The sequence below is a fragment of the Nocardia transvalensis genome (assembly GCF_015477765.1).
Taxonomy (GTDB): domain Bacteria; phylum Actinomycetota; class Actinomycetes; order Mycobacteriales; family Mycobacteriaceae; genus Nocardia; species Nocardia transvalensis_A.
In genome coordinates, this window is sequence record NZ_JADLQQ010000002.1 from 441,189 (window position 1) to 465,725 (window position 24,537).

Below are 24,537 nucleotides of genomic sequence, written 5' to 3' on the forward strand. Positions count from 1 at the left end.
CTCCCGTGTCCGTCGAGCCAGCGGGTCGACCCTGCTCCGGAGATGGAGTTACTCAATGATAGCCTCCCATGCCGCCGATCGATGCCGGAGCGCCGGTAACACCGAGAGAGGTAAACAATGCGTGTCCGCGCGGTCCCGGGGATCGGTTCGGGAGTTCGTATTCCTCTGCCCGGGCCGGCAAATTGCGATATGCCGACAGAAAGAATGTTGCTCACCGCGGTGGACATACCGTAGCTGCGAAAAACGGATTCGGTTTCTCCGGCGAGCCCGACCCAGACCATCTTCTTGCCCGCGATCTGCATCCTTCCATAGAGCGTGCATATATAACCCGTCGTTTCTGCGCGACGTCGGTGGTCATCCCCGCGCGATAATGGCCGACATGGAGTAGGTCGAGGTCGTCGTCGCCCATCACGACTGCGCGACCCTGCGCGTCGGCGACGTGTTCCTGAAGATCGACGCGGATCAGACGCGCACCGACGTCGAGGTCGAGGCGATGGCCATGGCGCCGATCCCGACTCCGGAGGTCCTGTGGCGGGAGCCGCCCGTGCTCGCGCTCGCCGCCCTCCCCGGGACGGCACTCGGCCGCCTCGGCGAGCCGTCGATCGCGTCGCCGGCGGCGTGGGCCGCGGCGGGTGCCGCCCGGATGCTGCACGACGCGCCGCCGCCACCATGGCCCGGTCGCAGCCCCGACGAGGTCGCCTCGCACCTCGACGGCGAATGCGAGTGGCTCGTCACCAATGGCGTCCTTCCTGCCGACGTGGTCACGCGCAACCGCCGGATTGCCGAAGCTGCGCTCCGGCCCTGGACGCCGGTGTTCACGCACGGTGACCTGCAGGTCACCCACGTGTTCGTCGACGGTGACGAGATCACCGGCGTGATCGACTGGTCCGAGGCGGCCCCGGGCGATGCCCTGTTCGACCTCGCCACCTTGACGCTCGGACACGCGGAGCACCTCCGCGACGTAGTCGCCGGCTACGGCACCGACGTCGACCTGGACGTGATCCGCGCGTGGTGGTCGTTGCGAAGCCTGCGGGCGATCCGCTGGCTGATCGAGCACGGCTTCGACCCGTGGCCCGAGATCGCCGTGCTGCGATCGCGGCTATGAGGCGGCACGAGCCCGACGGCTACGCGTGCCGTTCTGCCGAGCAAGCCCGCGCGGTCCGGGGCCGCTGGGGCTATACCGCTGATTACCACCGCCACTCGGGCCCGCCTCTTGTGAGCGCGCGGGGTAGTTGCACCGTGACGCAGAGCCCGCCGGCGGGGCGGGGGATGAGGGTGAGGATTCCCTCGTGTGCCTGGGCGATGCTCTTGACGATGGCCAGGCCGAGGCCGACACCTGCATGATCACTGCGGATGCGTTCGGTGCCACGCTGAAACGGCTCGACAAGCGTGGAAACCACATGGGGGGTGAGCTTTTCGCCGGTGTTCTCGACACAGAGCACCACAGTCTCGGGGTGAACGCTGGTCGTCACCCACACGGTCCCCTGTTCCGGAAGATTGTGGACGATGGCGTTGTGCACGAGGTTGGTCGTCATCTGCTGCAGGAGCGCGTGTGAGCCGAAGGTGGGCGCCATGTCGCCGGAGGTCTCGATGGTGAGGCAGCGTTTTTCCGCGAGGGGGAGGAGCGTTTCGGTGGCTTCTTCCGCTGTGAGGGACAGGTCGACGGGTTCTCGGGTGAAGGACCGTCGGTCGGCGCGGCTGAGCAGGAGCAATGCTTCGGTGAGGTTGATCGCTCGGGTATTGACGGTGTGGAGGAGGGCGATCAATTCGCCGGTGTCGCGGTTCGGATCATTGCGGGCCACGTCGAGAAGTGTCTGCGTGATCGCCAGTGGGGTGCGCAGTTCGTGGGAGGCGTTGGCTGCGAATCTCTGCTGTTCGGCGTTGTGTGCTTCGAGTCGCGCGAGCATGGTGTCGAAGGCGTCGGCGAGTTCGCGGAACTCGTCTTTGCGGCCTTCCAACTGGATTCGGTGGGACAGCGACCCGTTCGCGGCCATGCGTGTGGCGTTCGTGATGCGGATCAGCGGGGCGAGCATGCGCCCGGCGAGAATCCATCCTCCCACGAGACCGAACACCAGCAGGAAACCCAGCGCCCAGGCTGCCTTCGGGCCGAAGGCGCTCAGAAGTTCCGAGCGGTTGGGTCCGCTACCGGGGGCCCTGGGCCTGATCCCACGGTCGGGCACCTGGCGCAGCAGGAACACCCACACGACCGCGAGCAGCAAGGCACCTGCGAGCATGAGAAAGCCGGCGTAGCTGAGGGTGAGTTTGAGGCGAACGCTCAACCCGGGCGGCCTATCCACGAGACGCTCCCTCACGCCCGGCGCCGGGTGCAGTGTCGATGCGGTACCCGACGCCGGCCACGGTCGCGATGATCCAGGGTTCGCCGAGGCGTTTGCGTAGGGCCGAGACCGTGATGCGCACGGCGTTGGTGAACGGGTCGGCGTTCTCATCCCACGCCCGTTCCAGTAGTTCCTCGGCGCTGACGACACCGCCTTCGGCGGCGACGAGGACTTCGAGCACCGCGAATTGCTTCCGAGTCAGCGCGACGTAGCGGCCGTCGCGGTAGACCTCGCGGCGGAACGGATCCAGACGCAGGCCCGCGATCTCGCGCACGGGTGGCCTGCTGTGGGCGCGCCTGCGGTCGAGTGCTCTGAGCCTGAGTACGAGTTCTCGCAGTGCGAAGGGTTTGGTGAGGTAGTCGTCGGCGCCGAGCCCGAACCCGGTCGCCTTGTCGTCGAGATGGTCGGCGGCGGTGAGCATCAGGATCGGCATGCCGCTGCCGGAGGCGACGATGCGTTGGGCGATCTCGTCGCCGGAGGGACCCGGGATGTCGCGGTCGAGAACGGCGATGTCGTAGGCGTTGACGCTCAGCAGTTCCAGAGCGGTGTCGCCGTCACCGGCGATGTCGGCGGCGATCGCCTCCAGGCGCAGGCCATCGCGGATCGCTTCTGCCAGATAGGGTTCGTCCTCGACGATCAACACACGCATCGACTCTCGATTCTCCCAGCCGGGGGATATCGTGGGCATATCGAAAACCGGATACGTGCTGGCAACACCCCGCTGCCTTCACTGAGGGCATGAACCACAGCGAACCAGCACGAACAACGGCTCGCCGTATCCGATCGACCATCCTCGCAGCCCTTGCGGTCGTCAGCGTGCCGCTTATCGGTGTCCTCGTCTACCACTCGCTGGCGTCCCTATCCTCCTCGGCCGCATGGCCCTTCGACGCTCCGCACGGCGACCGCCATGGCCCACCTGGTGCGCCCGACCGCGAGACACGGTCCAGGGTCACCGTCGCCGACGGCGCCGTCCCTGACGGCGTGACGGTCTTCGATGACGAAATTCCGGCCGTGGCCAACCTCGACCCCGATCTGCTCGGCGCCCTGCGCCGAGCTGCCACGGACGCTGCCGACTATGGGGTCGAGTTCGTCGTCAACAGTGGCTGGCGTTCCCCCGAGTACCAGGAACAACTACTGCGTGAGGCGGTCTCGAAGTACGGCTCGAAAACCGAGGCTGCCCGATGGGTTGCCACTCCCGACACGTCTGTTCACGTGTCGGGAGCCGCGGTCGACATCGGGCCCTCCAGGGCCGCGGCGTGGCTGTCCAAGCACGGCGCCGAGTACGGGCTGTGCCAGATCTACAACAACGAACCCTGGCACTACGAACTGCGGCCCGAAGCCAGCGATTACGGCTGCCCGCCCCGGTATGCCGACCCCACCCAGGACCCGAGGATGCAGCAGTGACCGGCACGCTCGCCGCCGGAACCGTCACCACACGGGCCGGGTGGCATCCGCTGACGCGGATCGCGTTCCGATGCTGCGTCATCTATTTCGGCCTGTTCTGCCTGCTCCTCCCTTTCATCCCGTTCCCGCTGCTGGGCGTGCTCGGCCGCTGGATTCGCAGATACGGCAGCGGGCCGTGGATCGTGTCCCTGACGGACCCCGTCACCGGTTGGGTGGGGAGAACGTTCTTCGGGGTCGACGCGGTGCTGCACCAGGACTCCGGATCCGGAGACCAGACGGCCGTCTGGGTGCTGGTGTTCTGCATCCTGGTAGTCGCCGTGGTGGCCACCGCGGTGTGGACGGCCATCGACCGTCGTAGCTCCTACCCCCGCCTGCTGGCTTGGTTCACGCTGTTGCTGCGGCTGTGTCTGGGCGGGCAGATGCTGTCGTTCGGGTTCGCCAAGCTGATCCCCACCCAGATGCCCGGACCCACGCTGGCACAGCTGTTGCAGCCGTATGGCGATCTGAGCCCGGCCTCGGTGCTGTGGCTGCAGGTCGGCAGCTCCTATCCGTATGAGATGGCTCTGGGCGCGGTGGAAGTCGTGGCCGGGCTGCTGCTGTTCGTGCCCCGGACCGCGGTGCTGGGCGCCGCAGTGAGTCTGGCGAGCATGGCTCAAGTCCTCCTGATGAACATGACTTTCGATATACCGGTGAAGCTGCACGCCTTGCACCTGCTGCTGATCAGCCTGGTCCTGCTGGCCCCGTACCTGCGGCGACTGGCCAATGTGTTCGTGCTGCAACGCGCGTGCGAGCCACTGACGCAACCCTCGCTGTTCACCGACGACCGGAAGAACCGCATCGCGCTGTGGATTACGGTGGCCATCGGCATCTGGGTCGCGTTCGGTAGCGGCTATGACCGCTGGGTGGTCTGGCAAGATCAGTACGGCCCCGGCAGCCCCAAGTCCGAACTGTACGGAATCTGGGAGGTGCGGGACTTCACCCTCGACGGGCAACCGGTGCCGCCGCTGACGACCGACGAGAATCGTTGGCAGCGGCTTGTTTTCGACGACCCAGAGCAAGCAACCTACCAACGCATGAACGGTGAACTGGTCCCGGCGCGCGCCGACTTCCTCCCCAACGGACAGCTGGAACTCACCACGATGACGGACACGACCGGCGAAAAGGCCGGGCACCAGCCACCATTCGCGACGCTGTCTCCCGAGCGCCCCACCCCGGACCGGCTGTTATTACGCGGGAAACTGCATGACCGCCCGGTTGCGATCACCCTGGAACGGATGGATCCGAACAGCTTCACCTTGCGCAGCCGCGGATTCCACTGGGTGCAGGACTATCCGTACTTCCGCTAGCCCAGTGTGACCACCGGCAGCCAACCAGAACCGTGAACTGCATCCTGTCCTCCTCATAGGCATGTGCGTCACGCGCACACATCCATGAGCCCCGACACCGGACCGATGTGACCAATCGCGACAGGCGATTCGAACTGCCCGTAGAAGTTGGTGAGGGTTGGCGAGCACAGCCGTTGGCTGCCAGTCGATCTCGCGAATGTCCGCAGCCATGCGAAACAAGCTTGCCCGTCGAGGGGATGGGGATTACCGTTCTCAGCGTCCTCGCCCAAGGCGCACTGGCTCCGGATGAATGCGCCCACGCGGAGAGGGTGGCAGCCCGTTCAAGCCGGGCCGAGTCCGAGGGAGTCCACGCAGATGTGGACTCCCTGAGCCACTCCTGCTTCATTTCATGGTCTTGGACACAACTCGTCTTGCGACTGCTTACGCACGTGCGCCAGTGGCACCATGGTCATGTCCGAATCGGGCAGGGCATTCGGGGCAGTGAGGGTGTGGTGGCCGGGCGTGAGTGGTCGGGGACTGCGGTGTTGCGGCCGGGGTTGCTGGTGCTGACTGGAGTTCTCGGTGTTGCGGGGCTGCATGCGCATCACAGCTTCCAGGTCATCGCTGCGGACGAGGGGATCGAATTGGCCGACCGAGCCGGGGAACGGGTGGTCTGTCGGGTCGCGGTGATTCCGCCGAATGTCCCGCACGCGGTGGTCCGCGGTGCACATGAGGGGGTGCTGGCTCATTTCGAACCTGAATCGCTGGTCGGGGCCGAGCTCGGTGAAATGGTCGACCCGCCCGGCACGGTCAGCGGTTGGGCTCGGGCGGGTGCGGCGTTGGGGGGCCACGGGGTTGCGGGACTTCTACGGCGGGTGAACGATTCCCGCGCGTGCCCGGCTCGCCACCCGGCGGTGGTGGAGGTGTTGAATCTGCTTCCGGGGCGGTTGGACGAAGGCCGTGTGCGGCTGCGGGACCTGGCGCGGGAGGTGAATCTGTCGGAAAGCCGGCTGGGGCACCTGTTCACCGACGAGGTGGGGATACCGCTGCGTCCGTATGTGCGATGGCTGCGCATGCAGCGCGCCATCGAGCGACTGGCTTCGGGCGGGTCGCTCACCGACGCCGCCCACGATGCCGGTTTTGCCGATTCGGCGCATCTGAGTCGGGCGTGCCGCGGCATGTTCGGCCGTGCGCCTTCGGATTTCGCAGGCATTCGATGGATCGGAACCCTCCCGGATCCGTAGCCGGTTCGTTCAAGCCGGACCACCGACGGCCGGGGTGAGATCGAAGGGCAATCAGTTCGATCGATCCCGGGAGGACCCATGACACCGATGCCACCCACCGTCCGCGCCGCATTCGAGGCCGAGCTCGACCACGCCCGCACCGCCACCGATCTCGACGACCGATGGCGCGCGCTGGAACGCGCCCACATCCTGTCCCAGGCCTGGGCGTGGCCGCACACCCGCGCCCACTGGCACATGTTCCGTCTCGCGATCCGCTGCCACGACCGTCGTGAAGCCATCGGACAGGTCGTCCGTCTCGTGGTCGCGGGTCCGGGGTCCGCGCTGGGCCGCTCACCCGTCGGCAACACCGGTCGCAGCTCGGTCGGACTCATGACCCGCATGCCGGTACCCGACGACCTGGCGCGGCTCCTGGCCGACGGCCGAGACGAGATCACCACACGTTGACCGCCACTGCCGATTATCGGTCCCGCCCGGCCACCTTGTCGGTCAGGACGCGGTCGCGGCAATAGTCACCGGACAGGTCGCAATGCGTCGGGGGTGAGATCGGCCAGCGTGGGATATCCGTTGACCGCCATGATCAGGTCCGCCTCGGCGAGCAGGCAGCGCAGCACGTGGACGATGCCGTCGGTGCCGGCCAGTGCCGCGCCGTAGGCGTAGGGGCGGCCGATACCGACCGCGGTCGCGCCGAGAGCGAGGGCTTTGATGATGTCGGAGCCGCTGCGGATGCCGGAATCGAACAGCACCGGAAGACCATCCGCGGCGGCGACCACGTCGGGCAGAGCATCGAGGGCGGGGAATCCGCCGTCGGCTTGGCGGCCGCCGTGATTGGAGCAGTAGATGCCGTCGACGCCATGGTCTTTGGCGCGGCGGACGTCCTCGGGATGACAGATACCCTTCACGATCAGCGGCAGTTTGGTGAGCGACCGCAGCCAGGGCAGATCACTCCACGTGAGTGGGTTACCGAAGATCTGGGCCCAGCGCAGCACGGCGGCGCGGGGATCTTGTTCGGGCCCGCGGTCCAGGCTCGCGCGGAACACCGGGTCGCTGGTGTAGTTGGCCAGGCAGTGCCCGCGCAGCTGAGGAAAGTTGCTGGCGCTCAGGTCGCGGGGCCGCCATCCGGTGATCCAAGTATCGAGAGTGACGACGATGCCTTTGAAGCCGGCTTGTTCGGCGCGCTGCACCAAGCTGGCGGCCAAGTCCCGGTCGGTCGGAGTGTAGAGCTGGAAAAACCCTGGGGTGTCGCCGAATTCGGCAGCGACCTGCTCCATGGGGTCCACGGTCAAGGTGGAGGCGATCATCGGGACGTCGGTACGGGCGGCGGCACGCGCGGTGGCCAGATCGCCGTGACCGTCCTGCGTGCACAGCCCGATAACACCGATCGGTGCCAGAAAAACCGGCGAGGGCAGCCTCATACCGAACAATTCGATCGACATGTCGCGCTCGGTCGCGCCGACGAACATCCGCGGCACCAGTCCCCATCGCTCGAACGCGGTGACGTTGGCGCGCTGGGTACGCTCGCTGCCCGCACCGCCGGCGACATAGGACAGCAGCGACGGAGACAGCGCCTGCTGCGCCCGCGCCTTCCACCCGGCGTAGTTCATCGGCAACGCGGGCTGTTCCCCGATCAGACCTGCGAAGTAGATCTCGTTCTGATAATCGCCGAATGCCATCGGTCTCCTTCGCTCGGCGTGGGTCGATCGCTGCGTAACCTCCCGAGTTAGAGTGCATGCGGAAAGACATTCGTCGGCGAATGTGCAGTATTCGATGGCGAGGACGGTGTCGAATGCAGGATTCCGCCACACCGTTGACCGAGGCCGAACTCCAGCTCATCCACGCCCTGCAGCTGCGGCCGCGTGCCTCATGGACCGAACTGAGTCACGTTCTCGGCATCGACCCGGTCACCGCAGCCCGGCGCTGGGACCGACTCCGTACGAGCGGACGAGCCTGGGTCACCATCTCGCCCGGCCCGCGGGCCTACCACCAGGTCTGTTACTCATTCATCGAAATCGGCTGCGCCGCGGGAACCACGGGTGGGGTGGCCGACCGGTTGAGCGCCCATCCGCACATGGTGTCGATCGAACGCACCACCGACGCGCACCTGCTGCTGGGTACCGTGGCGACCGCCGACCTGGACATGATGGCGCGCTACACCCTCGATGTCCTGCCCGCCGTCCCGCACGTGACCGCCGTGCGCGCCCGCATCGTCACCCACATGTTCACCGAGGGCGGCCGCTGGCGCATCGACGTCCTCGACCCCGATCAGCGCACCCGGCTCGCCCGGTCGTCAACCTCGGTCTCCGCACCCCGCTCACATCCCGTCACTCCGCTCGACCAGGCCGTCCTCGCACACCTGGCGCGGGACGGCCGCGCCTCGCACCAAACAATCGCCGACGCCGTCGGAGTCAGCGCCCAAACCATCAAACGACGCATCGACACCGCCACCCGGACCGGAATGCTCCGGTTCCGCTGCGAGTTCGCACGGCCTCTGGGCGGCTGGCCGGTCGCGGTCACCTTCTGGGCCACCGCACCCACCAGCGACCTGCTCGACATCGGCCGCGCACTGGCCCAGCACCGTCAAACCCGCAACTGCGCTGCGCTCAGCGCCGACCACAACCTCATCCTGCAGGCCAACACGACCAACCTCCACGACGTCCTCGACTTCGAAACCCACCTCACCCGAGCACATCCCGGCCTGCGAATCACCGAGCGCGTCCTCACCCTGCGCCACCACAAACTCCACGGCCACCTCCTCGACGCCGACGGCCGCAGCATCGGCGCCGTCCCACCCGACATCTGGACCGAACCCGCCGTCTAGTGGCTGCGCAGGTCGATCGCCCTCCCGGGCGCAGTCATGCCGGGGGGGGAGAGATAGCCCTAGCCCGCCCTAGGTGCTATTCTGCAGATAGCAACTATTGCGAAGATAGCTGTATTGGGTCCACGCCCGAGAACGGGAGGTTGACGGCGATGTACGACCTGCAGACCATAAGAGTTCGAGTGTCCGACGGTGTCGCGTGGGCGACATTCGACAATCCGCCGATCAACCTGGTGACCCCGCAGCTCTACATCGACCTGGGCCACCTGCTGGACCAGGTCGACTCGGACGACAGGGTGCGGGTGATCGTGTTCGAGTCCGCCGCCTCGGATTTCTTTCTCGCGCACTGGGATATGACGGCCGTCGGCGCGGCCATGCCCTCCGATATGCCCCCGGCTGTCGAGCTGATGCCGCGCTTGGCGGCGTTGCCGAAGGTGACGATCGCCAAGATCGCCGGGCGGGCCCGCGGCGCGGGCAGCGAACTGGCCCTGGCCTGCGACATGCGGTTCGCCTCGACCGAACGGGCCATCCTGGGCCAACCGGAGATCACGGTCGGTCTGCTGCCCGGCGGAAACGGCACTCAGCGGCTGCCGGGTCTGCTCGGTCGCGGACGCGCCCTGGAGGCGATCCTGAGCGGCGACGACTTTCCCGCTCCGCTGGCCGAACGCTACGGCTGGATCAACCGCGCAGTGCCGGACGCCGAACTCGACGAGTTCGTCGATCGACTCGCCCGCAGAATCGCCTCGTTCCCGCCGCACGCGATCACGGCTGCCAAGGCCATGGTCGACCGAATCACCTTGCCCGACAGTGCCGGACTGGCCGAGGAGAGCAGGATCTTCCAGGAGTGGACTGCGCACCCAGAGGTCGCCGAGCGGGTCACTCGACTCATGAAACACGGCCTGCAGACCCACGGCCCGGTCGAACTCGACCTGGGCCGAATCGCGGTCGACATCGCCACGGGAAAGTGGCGACCATGACGGTGTAGGCCTGCTGGATCTCCTGGACGTGGCGTCCGGATCGAATGCCGTTTACTCGACCAGCTTTTCGCTCTTCAGCCAGTCGTAGGCGACATCGGCGGGATCCTCGCCATCGATGTCGACGCGACCGTTGAGCTCCTGCATCAGGTCGTTGGTGAGGTGTTCGGAGATCGTCCCGATCAGGGGGCGCAGCTGCGGGTAGCGGTCGATGATCGCGCCGCGCACCACGGCCGTGCCGCTATAGGGCAGGAAGAACTTCTTGTCATCGTCGAGCACGACGAGCTTCAGGTTCTTGACCCGGCCGTCGGTGGTGTAGATCATGCCGAAGTTACACGGCGCGCTTCGTGCCGTCGCGGTGTAGACGACCCCGGCGTCCATCCGTGTGACGTTGCCGGCCGGAACACCGTTGGGATCGTTGTAGGCGATCCCGTACTTCTGCAGCATGGGGATGAAACCGTCGGAGCGGCTGAAGAATTCGTCGTCGACGCAGAACGTCCGATCGGCGACGGGGAGCGCGGCCACGTCGGACAACGACTTCACCTGCAGGCGTTCGGCGGTCGGCGCCGCGGCGCCGAATGCGTAGGTGTCGTTGAAATTTGCCGGTGGAAGCCACTCCAGGTTGTGGTCGCGCTTCTCGATGTCATGCACACGCTGCCAGAGTTCGTGCGGGTCCGCGATCGTCTCGGTCTCGTTGTGGTAGTTGACCCACCCGGTGCCCGTGTACTCCCAGAGCACATCGGCGTCGCCGTTGAGCTGCGCCTGCCGAGACGAGGCCGAACCCGGCGCCCCGGTCAGGTCGGTGACCTTCGCGCCCGCCGCGGCCAGGTAGGTCGCGGTGATCTTGCCCAGCAGCACGCCCTCGGTGAAGCTCTTCGATGTGACGACCAGCTTCGCGCCGTCGAGCGGCCGCTCACCGTCGGGCAGATGCGCGTCGTGGAACGTTCCCGACGAACTCACCAGCCCGCACCCGGCGAGCATCGACATCGTCGCGACGAGTGCGCACAGCAGCCGGGCTCGTGGCGATCTCATGAGACACCTCGCGGGGTCGCGGCCAGTTCGACGAGTCTGCCGAGCCAGTCGATCGTCAACGCCAGCAGCCCGACGAGGATGGCGCCGGAGATGAGCAGCTTGGGCAGGAACAGGGTGACACCGGTCGTGATCAGCGTGCCGAGGCTGGTCGCGCCGATGAACGTGCTCAGCGTCGCGGTACCGACCAGAATGACCAGTGCGGTGCGCACACCGTTGAGGATCACCGGCACCGCGAGCGGCAACTCGACCTGGAACAGCGTGCGCGCACCCGAGAAGCCGATGCCGCGCGACGCCTCGATCGTGCGCTGATCCACCTGCCGCAGCCCGATGATCGTGTTCTGCAGGATCGGCAGGATCGCGTAGACGACCAGACCGACGACCGCCGTGCGGAATCCGGTGCCCAGCCAGAAGGTGAACAGGACGAGCAGACCGACCGCGGGCGCGGCCTGGCCGATATTGGCGATGTTGACGGCCACCGGCTCGAGCCGCTTCAACGCGGGGCGGGTCAGCGCGATACCCAGCGGAATCGCGACGACGACCACGATCAGCGTGGCCACCACGGTCAGCTTGATGTGGGCGAGGATCGTGCTCTGCAGGTTGGCCCAGCCGAGGGACGCCTGCTCGGTCGCGGTGAACGTCGTGGACCGATACCACAGGGCGTATCCGATTCCGATGACGAGAATGATGATCGGTTCGAACCACACGTCGATCGGAATGCGGCGCAGGCGGCTCATGAGTGCCCGGCCGATCCGGGTTCGTCGTCGGCGGCGACCACCGGGGTCGGCGCCGGATCGGTGCCGTCGACGTAGGTTTCGTAGGAGAGGTCCCGCTCCTCGGCGCGCACGTCGGCGAGTTTGGTGCGGATCGTGTCGGTCACCGAGTCGATGCTGAGCGAGCCGACCACCGCGCCGCGGCCGTCGGTGACGAGTGCGGCGCCCTGGCTGGCGGCGAGCATCGCGTCGAGCGCGTCGTTGAGGGTCGAGGACCGCGCGACGACGGGCAGGCGCCGATCGAGATAGTCGGAGATCTCCGGTTTGGTTGCCACCTCCTCGAGCGTGGGCCACGACCGCGGCCGCCCGGCCGCATCCACGACGACGATCCAGCTGTGCCCGGCGGCCTTCGCGCGGTCGATCACCGCCTGCGCCGGTTCGCCGATGCGGGCGGTGACCACCTCGTCGCAGTCGATGTCGCGCACCCGCTGCACGGTCAGATACGCCAGCTTCGCGCCGGATCCGACGAACTCCTCCACGAACGGCGTGGCCGGGTCGGTGAGGATTTCCTCCGGGCGCGCGTACTGCTCGACGTGACCGCCCTCGGACAGGATGAGCACCTTGTCGCCGAGCTTGGTGGCCTCCTCGAAATCATGGGTGACGATCACGATCGTCTTGCCGAGTTCGTGCTGGATCCCGATCAGGCTGTCCTGCAGCCGAACCCGGGTGATCGGATCGACCGCGCCGAACGGCTCGTCCATGAGCAGAACCGGCGGGTCCGCCGCAAGCGCACGCGCGACGCCGACGCGCTGCTGTTGACCGCCGGACATATCCTTGGGCAGCCGGTCGGCGAAGGTGCCCGGGTCCAGACCGACCAGATCGAGCAGGTAATCGGTGCGCTCGGCGATGCGCTTGCGGTCCCAGCCGAGCACCCGCGGGATGGCGCCGACATTCTTGGCCACCGTCCAGTGCGGGAACAGGCCGCCGGACTGGATGACGTATCCGATCGACTGCCGCAGCTTGTCGGGATCTTCCCTGGTGACGTCGCGACCGCCGATGAAGATTCGGCCCTCGCTCGGTTCGATCAGCCGGTTGATCATCTTGAGGGTGGTCGTCTTGCCGCAACCGGACGGGCCGACGAACGCCACGATATCGCCGGCCTCGATCTCGAGGTCGAGGCGTTCGACCGCCGGTTTCTCCTGGCCCTTGTAGCGTTTGACGACCGAGTCCAAGTGGATGGACGCGCCGGTCACGGTCCGTTCGCCGGTCATGAGAGTCCTTTTGCGATCGTGAGGCGTCCGAGGAGCACGAGCAGCGCGTCGAACACCAACGCGACGATGACGATGAGGATGGTGCCGGTCAAGGCCATCTCGAGGGAGTTCGCGCCACCGAGACGGGACAGGCCGTTGAAGATGAGCGAACCGAGGCCCGGTCCGAGGACATAGGCGACGATGGCGGCGACGCCGACGATCATCTGGGTCGAGACTCGGATGCCGGTGAGTATCACCGGCCAGGCGATCGGCAATTCGACGGTCAGCAGAATGCGCCATCGCGAAAAGCCGATGCCGCGTGCGGATTCGACGACCGAGGCCGGCACCGACCGCAGACCCACGATCGCGTTGCCGATCACCGGCAGCGCCGCGAAGAACGCCAGCATGAGGAACGACGGCACCACGCCCAGTCCGAACGGCACCAGCAGCAGTGCCAGCAGCGCCAACGAGGGTATCGTCAGCGCGACCCGGCTCGAGGTCAGCGACAGTGCCGACAACAGCGGCAGCCGATAGACCGCCACGGCGATGAGGACGGCGACGACGGTCCCGACCAGGACCGTCTGAAACGCCAGCGAGGCATGCTGATAGGTGAGGAACGCCAGGACTTCTCCCCGTCCTCGGAGGTAACTCCACAAATCCACGGGATTCCCATCGTCGGCGGGCACGTGTCTGCGCGCAGTCACCGGACGCGCAGCCGTCAAAGAGTAATCGATACCGCGCGTTCGGTTCCGGACGGCGCGCGGCGGGCGGTTCGCCGCAATCCCGTTCAACGCCTATGAAGTAGGTCCAGGGTGTCGAAATGGTGGGTGGACCAGATGCGGCGCGAGAGTTCCTCGGGGTAGGGCTGGGTGGTCGGCTCGGCGGTGTAGACACGGGTGGGTCGGGTGTCCGGATCGTAGGGCGCCCAGCCGGGGTCGCCGGTGGTCGCGAAGTTCAGCCAGTCGGTGCGCATATGGTGGGCGACGCGGATGAGTTCGTCTGCGGCGTGCGGGCGGGCCGCGGGATGGCTGCGTACCTCCTCGGCGCCGAGGGTGCCGAACACGAGCAGGAAGTCGAGGCAATGCGAGGAGCCTTCCTCCCGGTTGTAGCTCCAGCAGAGTTCGTAGGTCCAGGCCCGCCCGCCTCCGGCGCGCTGGGCGTGGGCGAGATGCAGGCTGGGCATTCGGAACAGCCAGTCGGAGTTGACGAGTTCATACAACTGTCCCGGCGTGGCCTCGGGGTAGACGGCGCGGTAACCACCGCTGCTGTCGGCCGCAGGCGCGAGATGATCGAGCGTGGCGGTCAGCTCCTCATCGGTCACCTCGCTGCCGAGCCGGTCGTTGAACATCCGGTATTCGTCACGGGTGTGCCCCACGAGCAGGTCGATGTCCCGCGCGGCGCCGTCGGCGAGTGCGCGCCACGGCGCGTGGGGGAGGACGTCACCGTCGACGATGGGGGAGAACGGTGTCGGGGTCAGCGCCATGGGTCCCCATGAGTCCACGAATCCCGGCATCTTCTGCACGATTGCGTCCATTGCGTCGATCAGCGCGCCGGGCGGGATATCGGCCAGCTCATGGGCGGTGGATTGCACACCGAGTTCCGCGGCGATCGTTGCCGAGACCGCCGCGGCGAGCCCGGGCGAGAAGTAGGTGCCCGGCACGCTCTGGGCGATCGCACGACGAAACAGACCCGCGGCCATCGGCATAGTCAGCAGCGCCGCAACGCAACCCGCACCGGCGGACTGGCCGAATACGGTGACAGCGCCCGGATCGCCGCCGAACGCGGCGACATTGTCCTGTACCCAGCGCAACGCGGCGATCTGGTCGAGAATGCCACGGTTGTCCGGAGCCCCGGCGACATGGGCGAAGCCTTCCACACCGACGCGATAGTTGATGCTGACCATCACGACACCGCACGCGGCGAGTGTCGCGCCGTCGTAGTGCGGGTTACGGGAGGTGCCCTCGAGGTACGCGCCGCCGTGGATCCACACCATCACCGGCAGCCCGGCGCCGCCGAGGTCGGGTGACCAGACGTTGAGGGTCAGGCAGTCACCGGGAATCGCGCAGTCCGCCTGGGGAACGGGCGGACCGAACTCCTGCGCGGCGCGGACGCCGTCCCACGGCTGTGCCGGGGCGGGGGCCGCGAAGCGTCGTGCGCCGAACGGCGGCTGGGCGTAGGGGATGCCTCGGAACACCGCGACGCCGCTCTCCCAGCTGCCGCGCACGACTCCGGCGGCCGTGTGGATCTCGGGCTCGATAGTCACGCTGATGAGAATGCGCCATCTCTCGCGAGATCGAAACTGGTACTGGCGTACCAGCGAGCCCAGTTTTCACCAGCTTTCGTCGCAGATTCGTTTCGTATGTCTCAACGAAACGAAACGAAAGAAAATCAGAGAATTGAGCGAGGGGAACCTCGCGCTGACCTCCGATAAGGTTCACTTATCGGAGGTCAGAAGGTTTGCGCCGCCTGGCATTTCGTTTCGTGTCGTTCCGTTTGATTTGACGAAACAAACGCTACGATTTTGGTCGTGTCGAACGTCTGCAACTATCCCGGCTGCTCGCGACTCATCACGCGCGGCGGCGGACCGGGCCGCCCCTCGGAGTACTGCGACCACCCCGACCACACCCGATGGCGGGCCTGGCGGGAGCGTCAACGACGGCAACAGGAGGAGGAGACCCCGGCCGCCAACGTCACTGTGACGCAACAGGGTCCGGTGACGACGGCACGGTTGCGGGCCGATGAGCTGCTCGGACAGTTCCGCACCCTGGCCGAACAGCTGGGCACCACCCTCACCGCGGCGGTGAGCGAACTGTCCACCCTGGCCGATCCGTCCGTCGCCGAGGCGCAGGTTCAAGCGGTGCAGGCGGATGCGGCGCGACGCATCGCCGAGGCCGAGATGGCCACGGTCGCCGCCGAACAGGCCCGCCGCGAGGCCGAGGAGGCGCGGGCGGCCGCCGAATCCGCGGCCGAGGACGCCGCCGCTGCCGCCGAAGCCGCCGAGGCCCGCATCGCCGAGGCGCTGGCCGCCCGCGACGACGCCCTCGCCGAGGTCGAACGGGTCACCAAACAGGCCGCCGACGACGTATTCGCCGCCCGCTCCGAGGCCGAGGCCGAAATCCGCACGATCCGCCGCGAGACCGCCGAGGACATCGAGCGCGCCCGCGAACAGGCCGGCGAGGAGATCGCCCTGGCCCGCCAGAAGGCCGCCGCCGACATCGAGCGCGCCAAACGCGAAGCCGCCCAGCAGATCACCGCTGCCGCCGCCGAACGCGACCTGGCCGTGCAGCGCGCCGCCGATGCCGAACGCGCCATCGACCGCGCCGAGGCCGCCGTCGCCGAACGCGCGCAGGCGCTGGCCGACACCCGAGCCGAACTCGACCGAATGCGCACCGACCTGACCGCCGCCCGCGCCGACGTCACCGAGGCCCGCCGCACCGCCGCCGCCGACCTCACCGCCCTGCGCGCCGAATTCACCGCAACGCTGGAAAAATCGCGCCAGGAAGCCGCCGAACGCCTAGCTGCCGTCGACGACGCCCGCGCTCAAACCCTGGCCCGCGCCGAACGCGCCGAACGCCTGCTCGACGAGCTACTGGCCGAATCCCGGCGGGGGAGTGAGGGCGATCAGCCCAGGTATTCCGACTCGAGGACCAAGTCCTTCACCAGGGACTGATATTCGAGATGGGTCGAATGTTCGATGGTGCGCCAGGTCTTGCCTTCACTGTCGCGCATGTAGCGGAGGTAGTCCGGGGCGCCCGGCACTTTGACATTGTCGGCGACGACGACCGAGCCGGGGTGTAGCCAGCCGGCATCGAGGATCGTGCGCAAGTCGGTGAGGTAGGCGGACTTGAGGTGGTCGATGAAGAGGAAATCGACAGAGCCCGGGGTGAAGCCGTGCTCGTCGGTGAGGGTGCGGACGGTTCGGCCGCCGTCGCCGATCTTGCCGACCACGACGGCGACCCGGTCGGCCAGGCCCGCGTGGGCGATGACGGCGCGGGCGATATCCGCATTGGCGGGATTGGCTTCCACCGAGACCAACCGCGCTCCCGGCGGCATCACACGGCCGGTGCGGACCGCGCTGTATCCGCAGTAGGCGCCGAGCTCGAGCAGCAGTTTCGGCTGGGTCCGGCCGATCGCGGCGTCGAGGATCTCACCCTTCTCGTCGCCGACATTCATCAGGATGCTGTGGTTGCGGGCAAAATCGTCGATGGCGGCGAGGACGCTGCCGGGATCACCGGCGGTCGCGTGGGCGAGCACGTGGTCGCGCAATGCGGCCTCGCGGCCGTCGCCCACCTGACCGGTCCGCTCGACCGTGCGCATACCGGCGGCCATGCGGAGGACCGACCAACGCAGAAACGGCAACCGGTCGCGCACTCGCGCCGCAATTCCACCGCCCGACACAGGCTCTCCTCCCGTAGGCAGACCCTCATAGTAGGAGCGAACGCCCGGCTACGCATCCCGCGCCGACCGCTCGCCTGGCCGGGCTGTATCCGGGGGCGGCTGGGTCCGTGCCCACCGGTGGGAGGCCACCGGTGGGCATCGAACGAGCTCAGTGACGGCCGGTGACTTCCTGGGCGATCGCCGCGAGCCGGGCCTGGGCGGCCGAGACGACACCGTGGCGGTTCTTGTTCGCTTCCTCGTAGGCGAGGATCGCGCGGACGTCGTCGGGCTTGTTCAGGTCCTTGATCGCGGCGACGGCCTGGCTGACGTTCAGGTCGTCGTAGTCACGGATGGGCAGCTCATGGCGCTCGAGGACGCCGGTGGCCGTGCGCACCGAATGTAAGGCGTCGGCGGCCGCCTCGGCGCCTTCGCGGCGGGTGACCCGCTCGGCGGTCTCGAGGGCGGCGTCGCGGGAGGCGGTGAGAGTCTTGACCGCGACATCGCCCACGTGCGCGCCCCGCTCGAGCAGTTCGCCGAGCGCGGGCCGGGTGGAGCGGAAGGTGTCCAGCGCCCGGTCGAGCCCGCGGGCGGACCAGGTGACCGGGACGTTGATCGCCCTCACCGCGGTCCCCGTGGCCGCCTGAAGTGGCGTGCGGCGCAGGGCGGCCGGTCCGCCGAGGGCCTCCTCGACCAGGACGGTGGTCAGCCAGTCCACGGTCGCCTCGTGCGCGGTGATCAACCGCTCCGCCAGGGCCACGACGTCGGGTCGCTGGGCGGTGGTCGCGAGGGCCTTGATGTAGCGGGCGCGGTCGAGCAGCTGGTGTTCGAGCGCGAGGTCGCCGAGCAGCGCTTCGTCGAACGGCTGGGCCTGTTCGACCATCGCCTTGACCACGGCGGTGACCCGCCCGAGGAAGGGGCCGATCAGCGCCGGGACGCCGCCGAGTTCACGGATGGCGGCCTCGATGGCCTCGGCGCGGGCGCGGGCGTTGTCGGCGTTCTCGGACAGTTCGCGGCGCACCGCCTCCGTCCGGGCCTGTGCGATACGGGTTTCCGCGATCTGGATTTCGGTATTGGTCAGATCGCGGACGGCACGCAGCTGCCCCAGCAGGGTAGTGATCTCGCGTGTGCTCATGGGAATCTCGTCCTTTGACGTTGACGCATCGGGTCGGCGCAACGCTGCACCGCTACTCGGACTACCCCGCACCGCCCTCCGATAACGGCCCCGCGAGTAATGACGGAAAGAAGTGGCTTGCGGTGGAGAACTTTTCGCGCCCGATCCGCACCGCACGTTTCTGAAAGCGCGACACCCTGCCCGCTTGCCAGGCTGATCGCAGTGCCGCGACCCGGTCGGGCGGTCGCGAGGCGCGAGCGAAGGAGGGTGGCCGGTGGCCGATCATCGAAAGACCATCGCGATCTACGGCGCGACCGGCTATTCCGGACGTTCGATCGCGAAAGAGCTCATCGCAATGGGACACGACGTACTGCTCACGGGCCGTTCGCCGTCGGCGCTGCGGCAGCTGTCGGCCGAACTCGGCGGCGTCGACCATCATGTGGTGGAACTGGACGACAGCCACGGCTTGGCGGCCTTGGCATCGCGGGTGGGCACCCTGGTCAACGCCGCGGGACCGTTCGCCCGTACCTGTGCCCCGGTGGCCGCCGCGGCGATCGCGGGAGGATGCCACTACGTCGACATCAGCGGCGAGCAGCAGGCCATCCGAGCATTGTTCGACACCTACGGATCCGCCGCCGCGGCAGCCGATGTGGCCTTGGTGCCGTCTGCCGCCTTCTACGCGGCACTGGCGGATCTGCTGGTGTCGTTGGCGGCCACGGGATTCGAGCGGGTCGACGATCTCGACCTCGCCTATCACATCACCGATTGGGTGCCCAGCGGCGCGGCCCTCGAGGCGCGGCTGCGCGGACTCGCGCTGCCGGTGATGGCGTTCGACGACGGCCTGGTCGAACTGCGCGGGCAGCCACCGACCCGATCGATGGACTTCCCGGCACCGATCGGCCGCCGCCGCGTCGTCGCCTATCCGCTGCCGGAGGTGCTCACGATTCCCCGGCACGTGCCGGTCCGGCGCATCCGGCCCGCGATGACGGCCTCGACGGTCGTTCCGGCCTTCGCCGAACGGTTCGCACCGCAACTGTCGCGAGTGTTCGCCTGGGGCCTGCGGTCGCCGCTGTCCGGGGCCTTCGAACGGGTCGCGGTGGCCGCCGGTGGAGGAGTGCGCACCCGAATCGCCAACGATCCCACGCACTTTCATATCGTCGCCCGGCTGTCGGGCGGCGGTATGCACCGCACCGCCGCGTTGTCGGGTCCGGGCATCTTCGACAGCACCGGCCCGATCGCGGCACGCATCGCGGGCCGCACGGTCGAGGACGACTTCACCGCGTCCGGCCCGCTCGCCGCGGCGGAGGTGGTGGACCCGGCGGAATTCCTGGATGCGTTGCGGGAGCGGGGGATTCGCTATCGGATCGACGACGCCGTCGTGGAACGGCACGACCCGGCGACCGTCAACGGCGAGTGGCGGTGATGAACAGATAGCCGATCTCTCGCGTCGCTGCCGAGCGGCGCATGAAACCGGTGAACGCGTCGATCTCCTGCTCGGTGGCATGCCTGAGGAATTCGGCACGCTTCTTTTCCACGACGGTGGCCATCACTAGTCCCGTGCGACTGACCTTGTCGGTGATGTCGGTGATCTCGACGTCGACGAAATCGTTCGCCGCCAACTGCTCACGATATTCGTCGGCGGTGCCGAGCGAGTGGATCTTGTAGGTGGCGCGCATGTGGTCGAGCACGGCTTTTCCCTCGGGGCTGACGGGCCCGCGCTCGACGACATCGGCGATCGCCAGCGGTGCGCCGGGGCGTAGCACTCGCGCGGCCTCGGCCAGCACCTGTCCGCGGTCGGGCATGTGCAGCATCGACTCCAGCGCCCAGGCGGCATCGAACGAGGAGTCGGGGAACGGCATCTTCATCGCGTCGGCCAACCGGAATTCGGCGCGCTCGGCCAGACCGAGCTCGGCGACCCGAGCCTGTGCCAGCTCGACCTGCACCCGGCTGACGGTGATACCGACGACGGACACATCCCTCGCGCGTGCCAGGCGCAGCGTCGGATTGCCGTTGCCGCAACCGATGTCGAGAATGCGCTGACCGGGCTGCGGGTCCAGGCCCGAGATCATGAGGTCGGTGAGCCGATCCGTGGCGGCCTCGCTGGGGCCGTCCTCGTCGGTGTCGTTGTCCCAGTAGCCGTAGTGCAGATTGGCACCCCACAGGTCCTCGATCCTGCCTGCCAGGCTGAACTTGTCGGTTCCGTCGTAGAATCCTGCGACATCATTCGTGCCGACTGTCATCAGTCTCTTCCGTCCCGTTGCGGATTTCTCTCGGGTCGTCTCGAAGTGTATTGCGGCAGCGGGCGGTCGCGGAGGAATCCGGAAGTCGCCTGTGGCCAAAGATCGAAATACGCCGACCGCACCCACCGCGGTGATCATGGTGGACGGCGACCACCTCGACTGGCCGACGATGCTGCGTGTCCTGCACGACGACTCGATCGACGTGCGACTGTCCGACCAGGCGCGGCAGACGATGACGGTCACCAGGCAGGGCGCGCTGGACACCGTGGCCGCGGGCCAACGAGTGTACGGCTGGAATCAGGCCCTCGGCCCGCTCAAGGATCGACCGCTCACCGTCGAGGAGCAGCAGGAGTTCCAGCGGCGAGTGCTGCGCTCTCATGCCGCAGGCGTCGGACCGGCCATGCCGCCGCGGGTGGCGCGGCTGGCGCTGGTCCTGCGCGCCAACGCGATGGCCCGCGGTGCGATGGGAGTACGCCCGGACGTGGTGGACCGCATGCTGTCGATGGTCGACGCCGGGGTGCTGCCGGTGATGCCGGAGATCGGCTCGCTCGGCACCGGCGACCTGCAGCCGATGGCCGCGGCCGGATCGAGCATGATCGGGGAGGGCAATCCGGTGTTCTTCCGCGGCAAACAGGTCGCGGCGGCGACGGGGTTGCGGGCCTGCCCGAGCAGTTCGTCCTCGAATCGGGGGAGGCGTTACCTCTCATCAGCGGCGGCAGCGCGCTGACGGCCCGCTTCGTCGACGCGCTCGACCGGGCCGAGCGCGATCTGGACGCCTTCACCGCCGGTTTCACCCTGTTTCTCGAGGCGACGCGGGCCGAGCAGGGCGCGTTCGACGAACGGACCCATCAGGAGCGCGGTATCGCAGAACAGGTAGACACGGCCGAGCAGATCCGAGCCCTCCATTGCGGCACCCAGTGGATGACCGAGGACGGTCGCACCCGGCTCGGCTATCACGGTCCGCGTGTGCAGGACGCCACCTCGGTGCGGTCCACACCGCATGTGCTGAGCGGACTGTGGAAGACGCTTGCCGACGCCCGGGACGCGGCGGTCAGCGAAGCGAACGCCTCCACCTCCAATCCCCTGATCTTCCCCCGCGATTCCGGCGGCTACGAGTTCGTCATCGGCGGCAACTGGGCCGCAACGCATCTCGGCGAACATATGGACAAGCTCAACGCCCAACTCACCAACCTCGCCGTGCTGTCGGAGGGGTTGTCCGGCAGACTGATGGACCCGGAGTGGAGTTACGGCCTGCCCGCGAATCTCGCCGGGGGATCGAGCCGCTCACCGACGACCGGTACCTGACCCCCGACGTCGAAGCGGCCACGGCCCTCGTCCGCGACGGAGCCTTCTCCCCGGTTGTCGACTCCGCTGATGAAGACCGTTGCGCCGCATGATCCGGCGGTCCGGGGCGCCCGGCGAACAGGCGGTATGCGCAACCGGCGTGTCGACGGTCTCTGGCCGGGTATCGAGAAGTCGTGACGTTCGACTTGACTCCCACGGCAGCGCAGCACGATCTGGCCCAGCGTGCGCACGAATTCGCGCAGGACTGCATGAGGCCCGTGGCCTCCCATTACGACCAGGCCCAGGAGTTTCCGTGGCCGGTGCTCGAAGAGGCCGCCGCGCGGGGGTTCTACAGCCCGCTGTTCTATCGCGACCTCATCGGCGACCCGACCGGGTTATCGCTTCCGATATTCATGGAAGAGCTGTTCTGGGGCTGTGCCGGTATCGGGTTGGCGATCGTGATGCCCGCCCTGGCCCTGTCGGCGATCGGCCGAGCCGCGACACCCGAGCAGATGCTGCGGTGGGCGCCCGAATGTTTCGGCACCCCCGGGGATTTGAAGCTCGCGGCGCTCGCGATATCCGAACCCGAAGGTGGCAGCGACGTGCGCCACCTGCGCACGCGCGCCGTGCGCGACGGCGACGACTGGATTATCGACGGCCACAAGATGTGGATCGGTAACGGCGGCATCGCCCACGTACACGTCGTGAACGCGGTGGTGGATGAGCAACTCGGACACCGCGGCCAGGCGCTGTTCGTGGTGCCGGGCGGCACCCCGGGATTGGAATTGGTGCGAAAGCTCGACAAGCTGGGGTGCCGGGCATCGCACACCGCCGAGTTGAAGTTCGACGGTGTGCGCGTGCCTGCGGACAATCTGCTCGGGGGAGTCGACCGGCTCGAGCACAAGCTGGCCAAGGCGCGCGAGGCAGCCCAGGACGGTGAACGCTCCGGTTCGGCCACGCTGGGTACTTTCGAGCAGACTCGCCCGCTGGTCGCCGCGCAGGCGCTCGGAATAGCCAGGGCGGCATTGGAATATATGACCGCCTACGCCAACCGGCGCGAGGCCTTCGGCGCGCCGATCATCGACCATCAGGGCATCGCCTTCCCGATCGCCGACCTGGCCACGCAGATCGACGCCGCGCGGCTGCTGACGTGGCGGGCGTCCTGGATGGCGGCCAACGGCGTGCCCTTCGAGCGCGGCGAGGGGTCGATGGCGAAGCTGGCGGCCAGCGAGGTGGCGGTGCGGGCCACCGAACGCGCGATACAGACGATGGGTGGATGGGGCTACATCACCGACCATCCGGTGGAGAAGTGGTACCGAGATGCCAAGTTGTACACCATCTTCGAAGGCACCAGCGAAATCCAGCGCATCGTGATCTCCAGTGCGCTGGGAGCGGCCGAAGGCAAGCCGCCGCTGCACATCGATCTCGAACCGTCGGGCGGCCCGCTGAACAAGATGTTCGGCCGCGGCACCGAGGTGCGAACCAGGGCCGCGGCCGCGGCATTGCTGTTGAAAGACCGTGTGCCGGAACCGATCGTGAAAGCCGCGATGAGGGTGCTCCGACCGCCCCGCTGATCCGTCAGGCCGGTGCGCCGACAGCCCGGCGGAGATGGCGGGCGAAGAGTCCGCCCGAGCTGTCGCCCATGTATGCCGGGACCTCGTGATGCCCGCCCGGGAAGGCGTGCAGCACCTTTTCTTTCGAGGCGAAGGCGTCGAACAACGCGAGGCCGGTGCGGCGGTCGATTTCCTCGTCGTCCCACGGGAGCAGGAATTCGATCGGAATGGTGATCCGTTTCGCCGCCTCGGTCAGGGCGTCGTAGACGAAGACGCCACCGAAGATCGCGGTGGTGATCCGGGGTTCGATCGCGGTCAGCGGCAGCCCGATCGCGCTGGCCAACGTCATGCCGCTGTAGCCGATCGGTGCTTCGGTGCCGATTTCGGGCAACGCCTGCAAGGCGTCGATGGTCGCCCGCCATTCCGGCACGGCACGCTCGGCCAGCGAGGTGTTGTAGTCGGTAATGATCGGGCCGAGCGGCTGGCGTGCTGCCCGAGCCTGTAAGAGGTCGGCGACCCAGTGTTGGTCCTGTGAGTTCCGCGGCCGGTCGCCGTGTCCGGGCGCGTCGATGGCGGCGACGGTGAAGCCATCGGTGGTCACGCAGCGGTGGGCGCGAGCCACGAGTCCGCGTGCCTTCTTGTGTAGGCCGCCACCGTGACCCATCAGGACCAGGGGAGCACCGTCGGAGCCGGATGCCGGTGACCACAGCACGCCGGTGACGTCGTCCAGGGTGAAGGTGCGTTCGACGACACCGTTCGACGATGTCTGCGAGGTGAAATGCATAGGTTGTTGCCTTCCGGGATTGCCTTCTCGCTCAGGCGCTCCCGGCGACCCCTATGTCGATCGCCCGACCGTGAACACGAGTGGGAGCACCCACTTGGTTA

General features: G+C 67.6%; 24 protein-coding genes. 12 read left to right on the forward strand and 12 right to left on the reverse strand.

Annotated features, from left to right (window positions below; genetic code table 11):
• Positions 1–439 precede the first annotated feature (439 nt).
• Complete coding sequence (locus IU452_RS06085) at positions 440–1,105, forward strand: phosphotransferase family protein (protein WP_324192462.1); 666 nt, start codon at positions 440–442, stop codon at positions 1,103–1,105.
• Positions 1,106–1,187: 82 nt separating this feature from the next.
• Here the strand turns inward: IU452_RS06085 and IU452_RS06090 are convergent, their stop codons facing one another.
• Positions 1,188–2,297 (reverse strand): sensor histidine kinase, encoded by a 1,110-nt coding sequence (locus IU452_RS06090; RefSeq protein ID WP_195107892.1) that lies wholly within the window; start codon positions 2,295–2,297, stop codon positions 1,188–1,190.
• Complete coding sequence (locus tag IU452_RS06095) at positions 2,290–2,985, reverse strand: response regulator transcription factor (protein ID WP_195107893.1); 696 nt, start codon at positions 2,983–2,985, stop codon at positions 2,290–2,292. Before IU452_RS06095 ends, IU452_RS06090 begins: the two co-directional genes overlap by 8 nt.
• An 89-nt stretch (positions 2,986–3,074) precedes the next feature.
• Between IU452_RS06095 and IU452_RS06100 the strand changes: the two genes are divergently transcribed.
• The 4 genes from IU452_RS06100 to IU452_RS06115 all read left to right on the forward strand — a co-directional run bounded on the left by IU452_RS06100 (position 3,075) and on the right by IU452_RS06115 (position 6,753).
• Entirely contained in the window at positions 3,075–3,740 is a 666-nt protein-coding gene (locus IU452_RS06100; protein WP_195107894.1) for a M15 family metallopeptidase, read from the forward strand.
• The gene (locus IU452_RS06105; RefSeq protein ID WP_195107895.1) at positions 3,737–5,086 is read left to right on the forward strand and encodes a DoxX family protein; all 1,350 of its coding nucleotides are present in this window, start codon (positions 3,737–3,739) and stop codon (positions 5,084–5,086) included. The genes IU452_RS06100 and IU452_RS06105 overlap by 4 nt, the downstream gene beginning before the upstream one ends.
• A 491-nt stretch (positions 5,087–5,577) precedes the next feature.
• Positions 5,578–6,309 carry a helix-turn-helix domain-containing protein gene (locus IU452_RS39130; protein WP_195107896.1) on the forward strand — a complete coding sequence of 244 codons (732 nt, stop codon included), beginning with the start codon at positions 5,578–5,580 and terminating at the stop codon, positions 6,307–6,309.
• 78 nt (positions 6,310–6,387) lie between these two features.
• Positions 6,388–6,753 carry a DUF3703 domain-containing protein gene (locus IU452_RS06115; RefSeq protein ID WP_195107897.1) on the forward strand — a complete coding sequence of 122 codons (366 nt, stop codon included), beginning with the start codon at positions 6,388–6,390 and terminating at the stop codon, positions 6,751–6,753.
• 65 nt (positions 6,754–6,818) lie between these two features.
• Here IU452_RS06115 and IU452_RS06120 read toward each other — a convergent pair whose 3' ends face one another.
• Positions 6,819–7,979: a lactate 2-monooxygenase gene (locus IU452_RS06120; RefSeq protein ID WP_195107898.1), complete on the reverse strand. Its 1,161-nt coding sequence runs from the start codon at positions 7,977–7,979 to the stop codon at positions 6,819–6,821.
• Between the two features lie 113 nt (positions 7,980–8,092).
• Between IU452_RS06120 and IU452_RS06125 the strand changes: the two genes are divergently transcribed.
• Together IU452_RS06125 and IU452_RS06130 are read left to right on the forward strand one after the other, a co-directional pair.
• Positions 8,093–9,124, forward strand: coding sequence for an Lrp/AsnC family transcriptional regulator (locus tag IU452_RS06125; protein WP_228816689.1), 1,032 nt, complete (start codon positions 8,093–8,095; stop codon positions 9,122–9,124).
• Between the two features lie 179 nt (positions 9,125–9,303).
• A complete protein-coding gene (locus IU452_RS06130; protein WP_195107900.1) occupies positions 9,304–10,098 on the forward strand; it encodes an enoyl-CoA hydratase/isomerase family protein in 795 nt (264 codons plus the stop codon).
• A 51-nt stretch (positions 10,099–10,149) separates the two neighbouring features.
• Here IU452_RS06130 and IU452_RS06135 read toward each other — a convergent pair whose 3' ends face one another.
• The 5 genes from IU452_RS06135 to IU452_RS06155 form a co-directional block, all read right to left on the reverse strand.
• Positions 10,150–11,127 carry a glycine betaine ABC transporter substrate-binding protein gene (locus IU452_RS06135; protein ID WP_195107901.1) on the reverse strand — a complete coding sequence of 326 codons (978 nt, stop codon included), beginning with the start codon at positions 11,125–11,127 and terminating at the stop codon, positions 10,150–10,152.
• Positions 11,124–11,861: an ABC transporter permease gene (locus IU452_RS06140; RefSeq protein ID WP_195107902.1), complete on the reverse strand. Its 738-nt coding sequence runs from the start codon at positions 11,859–11,861 to the stop codon at positions 11,124–11,126. The genes IU452_RS06135 and IU452_RS06140 overlap by 4 nt, the downstream gene beginning before the upstream one ends.
• A complete protein-coding gene (locus IU452_RS06145) occupies positions 11,858–13,108 on the reverse strand; it encodes an ATP-binding cassette domain-containing protein (RefSeq protein ID WP_195107903.1) in 1,251 nt (416 codons plus the stop codon). The genes IU452_RS06140 and IU452_RS06145 overlap by 4 nt, the downstream gene beginning before the upstream one ends.
• Positions 13,105–13,749, reverse strand: a complete 645-nt coding sequence (locus IU452_RS06150; protein ID WP_195107904.1) for an ABC transporter permease — start codon at positions 13,747–13,749, stop codon at positions 13,105–13,107. Before IU452_RS06150 ends, IU452_RS06145 begins: the two co-directional genes overlap by 4 nt.
• A gap of 125 nt (positions 13,750–13,874) precedes the next feature.
• On the reverse strand, positions 13,875–15,350 hold the full coding sequence (locus tag IU452_RS06155; RefSeq protein ID WP_324192463.1) for a carboxylesterase/lipase family protein: 1,476 nt from the start codon (positions 15,348–15,350) through the stop codon (positions 13,875–13,877).
• A gap of 264 nt (positions 15,351–15,614) precedes the next feature.
• On the opposite strand from IU452_RS06155, the gene IU452_RS06160 reads away from it, so the two are divergent.
• A complete protein-coding gene (locus IU452_RS06160) occupies positions 15,615–16,757 on the forward strand; it encodes a hypothetical protein (RefSeq protein ID WP_228816694.1) in 1,143 nt (380 codons plus the stop codon).
• Here IU452_RS06160 and IU452_RS06165 read toward each other — a convergent pair.
• Entirely contained in the window at positions 16,709–17,416 is a 708-nt protein-coding gene (locus tag IU452_RS06165) for an O-methyltransferase (protein ID WP_195108286.1), read from the reverse strand. The genes IU452_RS06160 and IU452_RS06165 overlap by 49 nt on opposite strands.
• 217 nt (positions 17,417–17,633) lie before the next feature.
• Positions 17,634–18,596, reverse strand: a complete 963-nt coding sequence (locus tag IU452_RS06170; protein ID WP_195107905.1) for a ferritin-like domain-containing protein — start codon at positions 18,594–18,596, stop codon at positions 17,634–17,636.
• A gap of 253 nt (positions 18,597–18,849) precedes the next feature.
• Between IU452_RS06170 and IU452_RS06175 the strand changes: the two genes are divergently transcribed.
• The gene (locus IU452_RS06175) at positions 18,850–19,998 is read left to right on the forward strand and encodes a saccharopine dehydrogenase NADP-binding domain-containing protein (protein ID WP_195107906.1); all 1,149 of its coding nucleotides are present in this window, start codon (positions 18,850–18,852) and stop codon (positions 19,996–19,998) included.
• Here IU452_RS06175 and IU452_RS06180 read toward each other — a convergent pair.
• A complete protein-coding gene (locus tag IU452_RS06180; protein WP_195107907.1) occupies positions 19,979–20,815 on the reverse strand; it encodes a methyltransferase domain-containing protein in 837 nt (278 codons plus the stop codon). The two genes, IU452_RS06175 and IU452_RS06180, sit on opposite strands and share 20 nt — an antisense overlap.
• Positions 20,816–20,906: 91 nt before the next feature.
• On the opposite strand from IU452_RS06180, the gene IU452_RS38815 reads away from it, so the two are divergent.
• The 3 genes from IU452_RS38815 (at position 20,907) to IU452_RS06195 (ending at position 23,673) form a co-directional block, all read left to right on the forward strand.
• Complete coding sequence (locus IU452_RS38815; protein ID WP_195107908.1) at positions 20,907–21,542, forward strand: aromatic amino acid lyase; 636 nt, start codon at positions 20,907–20,909, stop codon at positions 21,540–21,542.
• Entirely contained in the window at positions 21,539–22,120 is a 582-nt protein-coding gene (locus tag IU452_RS38820; RefSeq protein WP_267467499.1) for an aromatic amino acid lyase, read from the forward strand. Before IU452_RS38815 ends, IU452_RS38820 begins: the two co-directional genes overlap by 4 nt.
• Positions 22,121–22,293: 173 nt before the next feature.
• Positions 22,294–23,673 (forward strand): acyl-CoA dehydrogenase family protein, encoded by a 1,380-nt coding sequence (locus IU452_RS06195; protein ID WP_195107909.1) that lies wholly within the window; start codon positions 22,294–22,296, stop codon positions 23,671–23,673.
• Between the two features lie 4 nt (positions 23,674–23,677).
• On the opposite strand, the gene IU452_RS06200 is transcribed toward IU452_RS06195, so the two are convergent.
• On the reverse strand, positions 23,678–24,436 hold the full coding sequence (locus tag IU452_RS06200; protein WP_195107910.1) for an alpha/beta hydrolase: 759 nt from the start codon (positions 24,434–24,436) through the stop codon (positions 23,678–23,680).
• Positions 24,437–24,537 lie beyond the last annotated feature (101 nt).

What these genes read in the sequence shown, in the direction of transcription:
- IU452_RS06095 (WP_195107893.1), bottom strand. Translation starts at nt 2,985, where the DNA reads ATGCGTGTGTTGATCGTCGAGGACGAACCCTATCTGGCAGAAGCGATC.
- IU452_RS06100 (WP_195107894.1), top strand. Translation starts at nt 3,075, where the DNA reads ATGAACCACAGCGAACCAGCACGAACAACGGCTCGCCGTATCCGATCG.
- IU452_RS06115 (WP_195107897.1), top strand. Translation starts at nt 6,388, where the DNA reads ATGACACCGATGCCACCCACCGTCCGCGCCGCATTCGAGGCCGAGCTC.
- IU452_RS06120 (WP_195107898.1), bottom strand. Translation starts at nt 7,979, where the DNA reads ATGGCATTCGGCGATTATCAGAACGAGATCTACTTCGCAGGTCTGATC.
- IU452_RS06125 (WP_228816689.1), top strand. Translation starts at nt 8,093, where the DNA reads ATGCAGGATTCCGCCACACCGTTGACCGAGGCCGAACTCCAGCTCATC.
- IU452_RS06135 (WP_195107901.1), bottom strand. Translation starts at nt 11,127, where the DNA reads ATGAGATCGCCACGAGCCCGGCTGCTGTGCGCACTCGTCGCGACGATG.
- IU452_RS06140 (WP_195107902.1), bottom strand. Translation starts at nt 11,861, where the DNA reads ATGAGCCGCCTGCGCCGCATTCCGATCGACGTGTGGTTCGAACCGATC.
- IU452_RS06145 (WP_195107903.1), bottom strand. Translation starts at nt 13,108, where the DNA reads ATGACCGGCGAACGGACCGTGACCGGCGCGTCCATCCACTTGGACTCG.
- IU452_RS06165 (WP_195108286.1), bottom strand. Translation starts at nt 17,416, where the DNA reads ATGGCCGCCGGTATGCGCACGGTCGAGCGGACCGGTCAGGTGGGCGAC.
- IU452_RS06170 (WP_195107905.1), bottom strand. Translation starts at nt 18,596, where the DNA reads ATGAGCACACGCGAGATCACTACCCTGCTGGGGCAGCTGCGTGCCGTC.
- IU452_RS06180 (WP_195107907.1), bottom strand. Translation starts at nt 20,815, where the DNA reads ATGACAGTCGGCACGAATGATGTCGCAGGATTCTACGACGGAACCGAC.
- IU452_RS06200 (WP_195107910.1), bottom strand. Translation starts at nt 24,436, where the DNA reads ATGCATTTCACCTCGCAGACATCGTCGAACGGTGTCGTCGAACGCACC.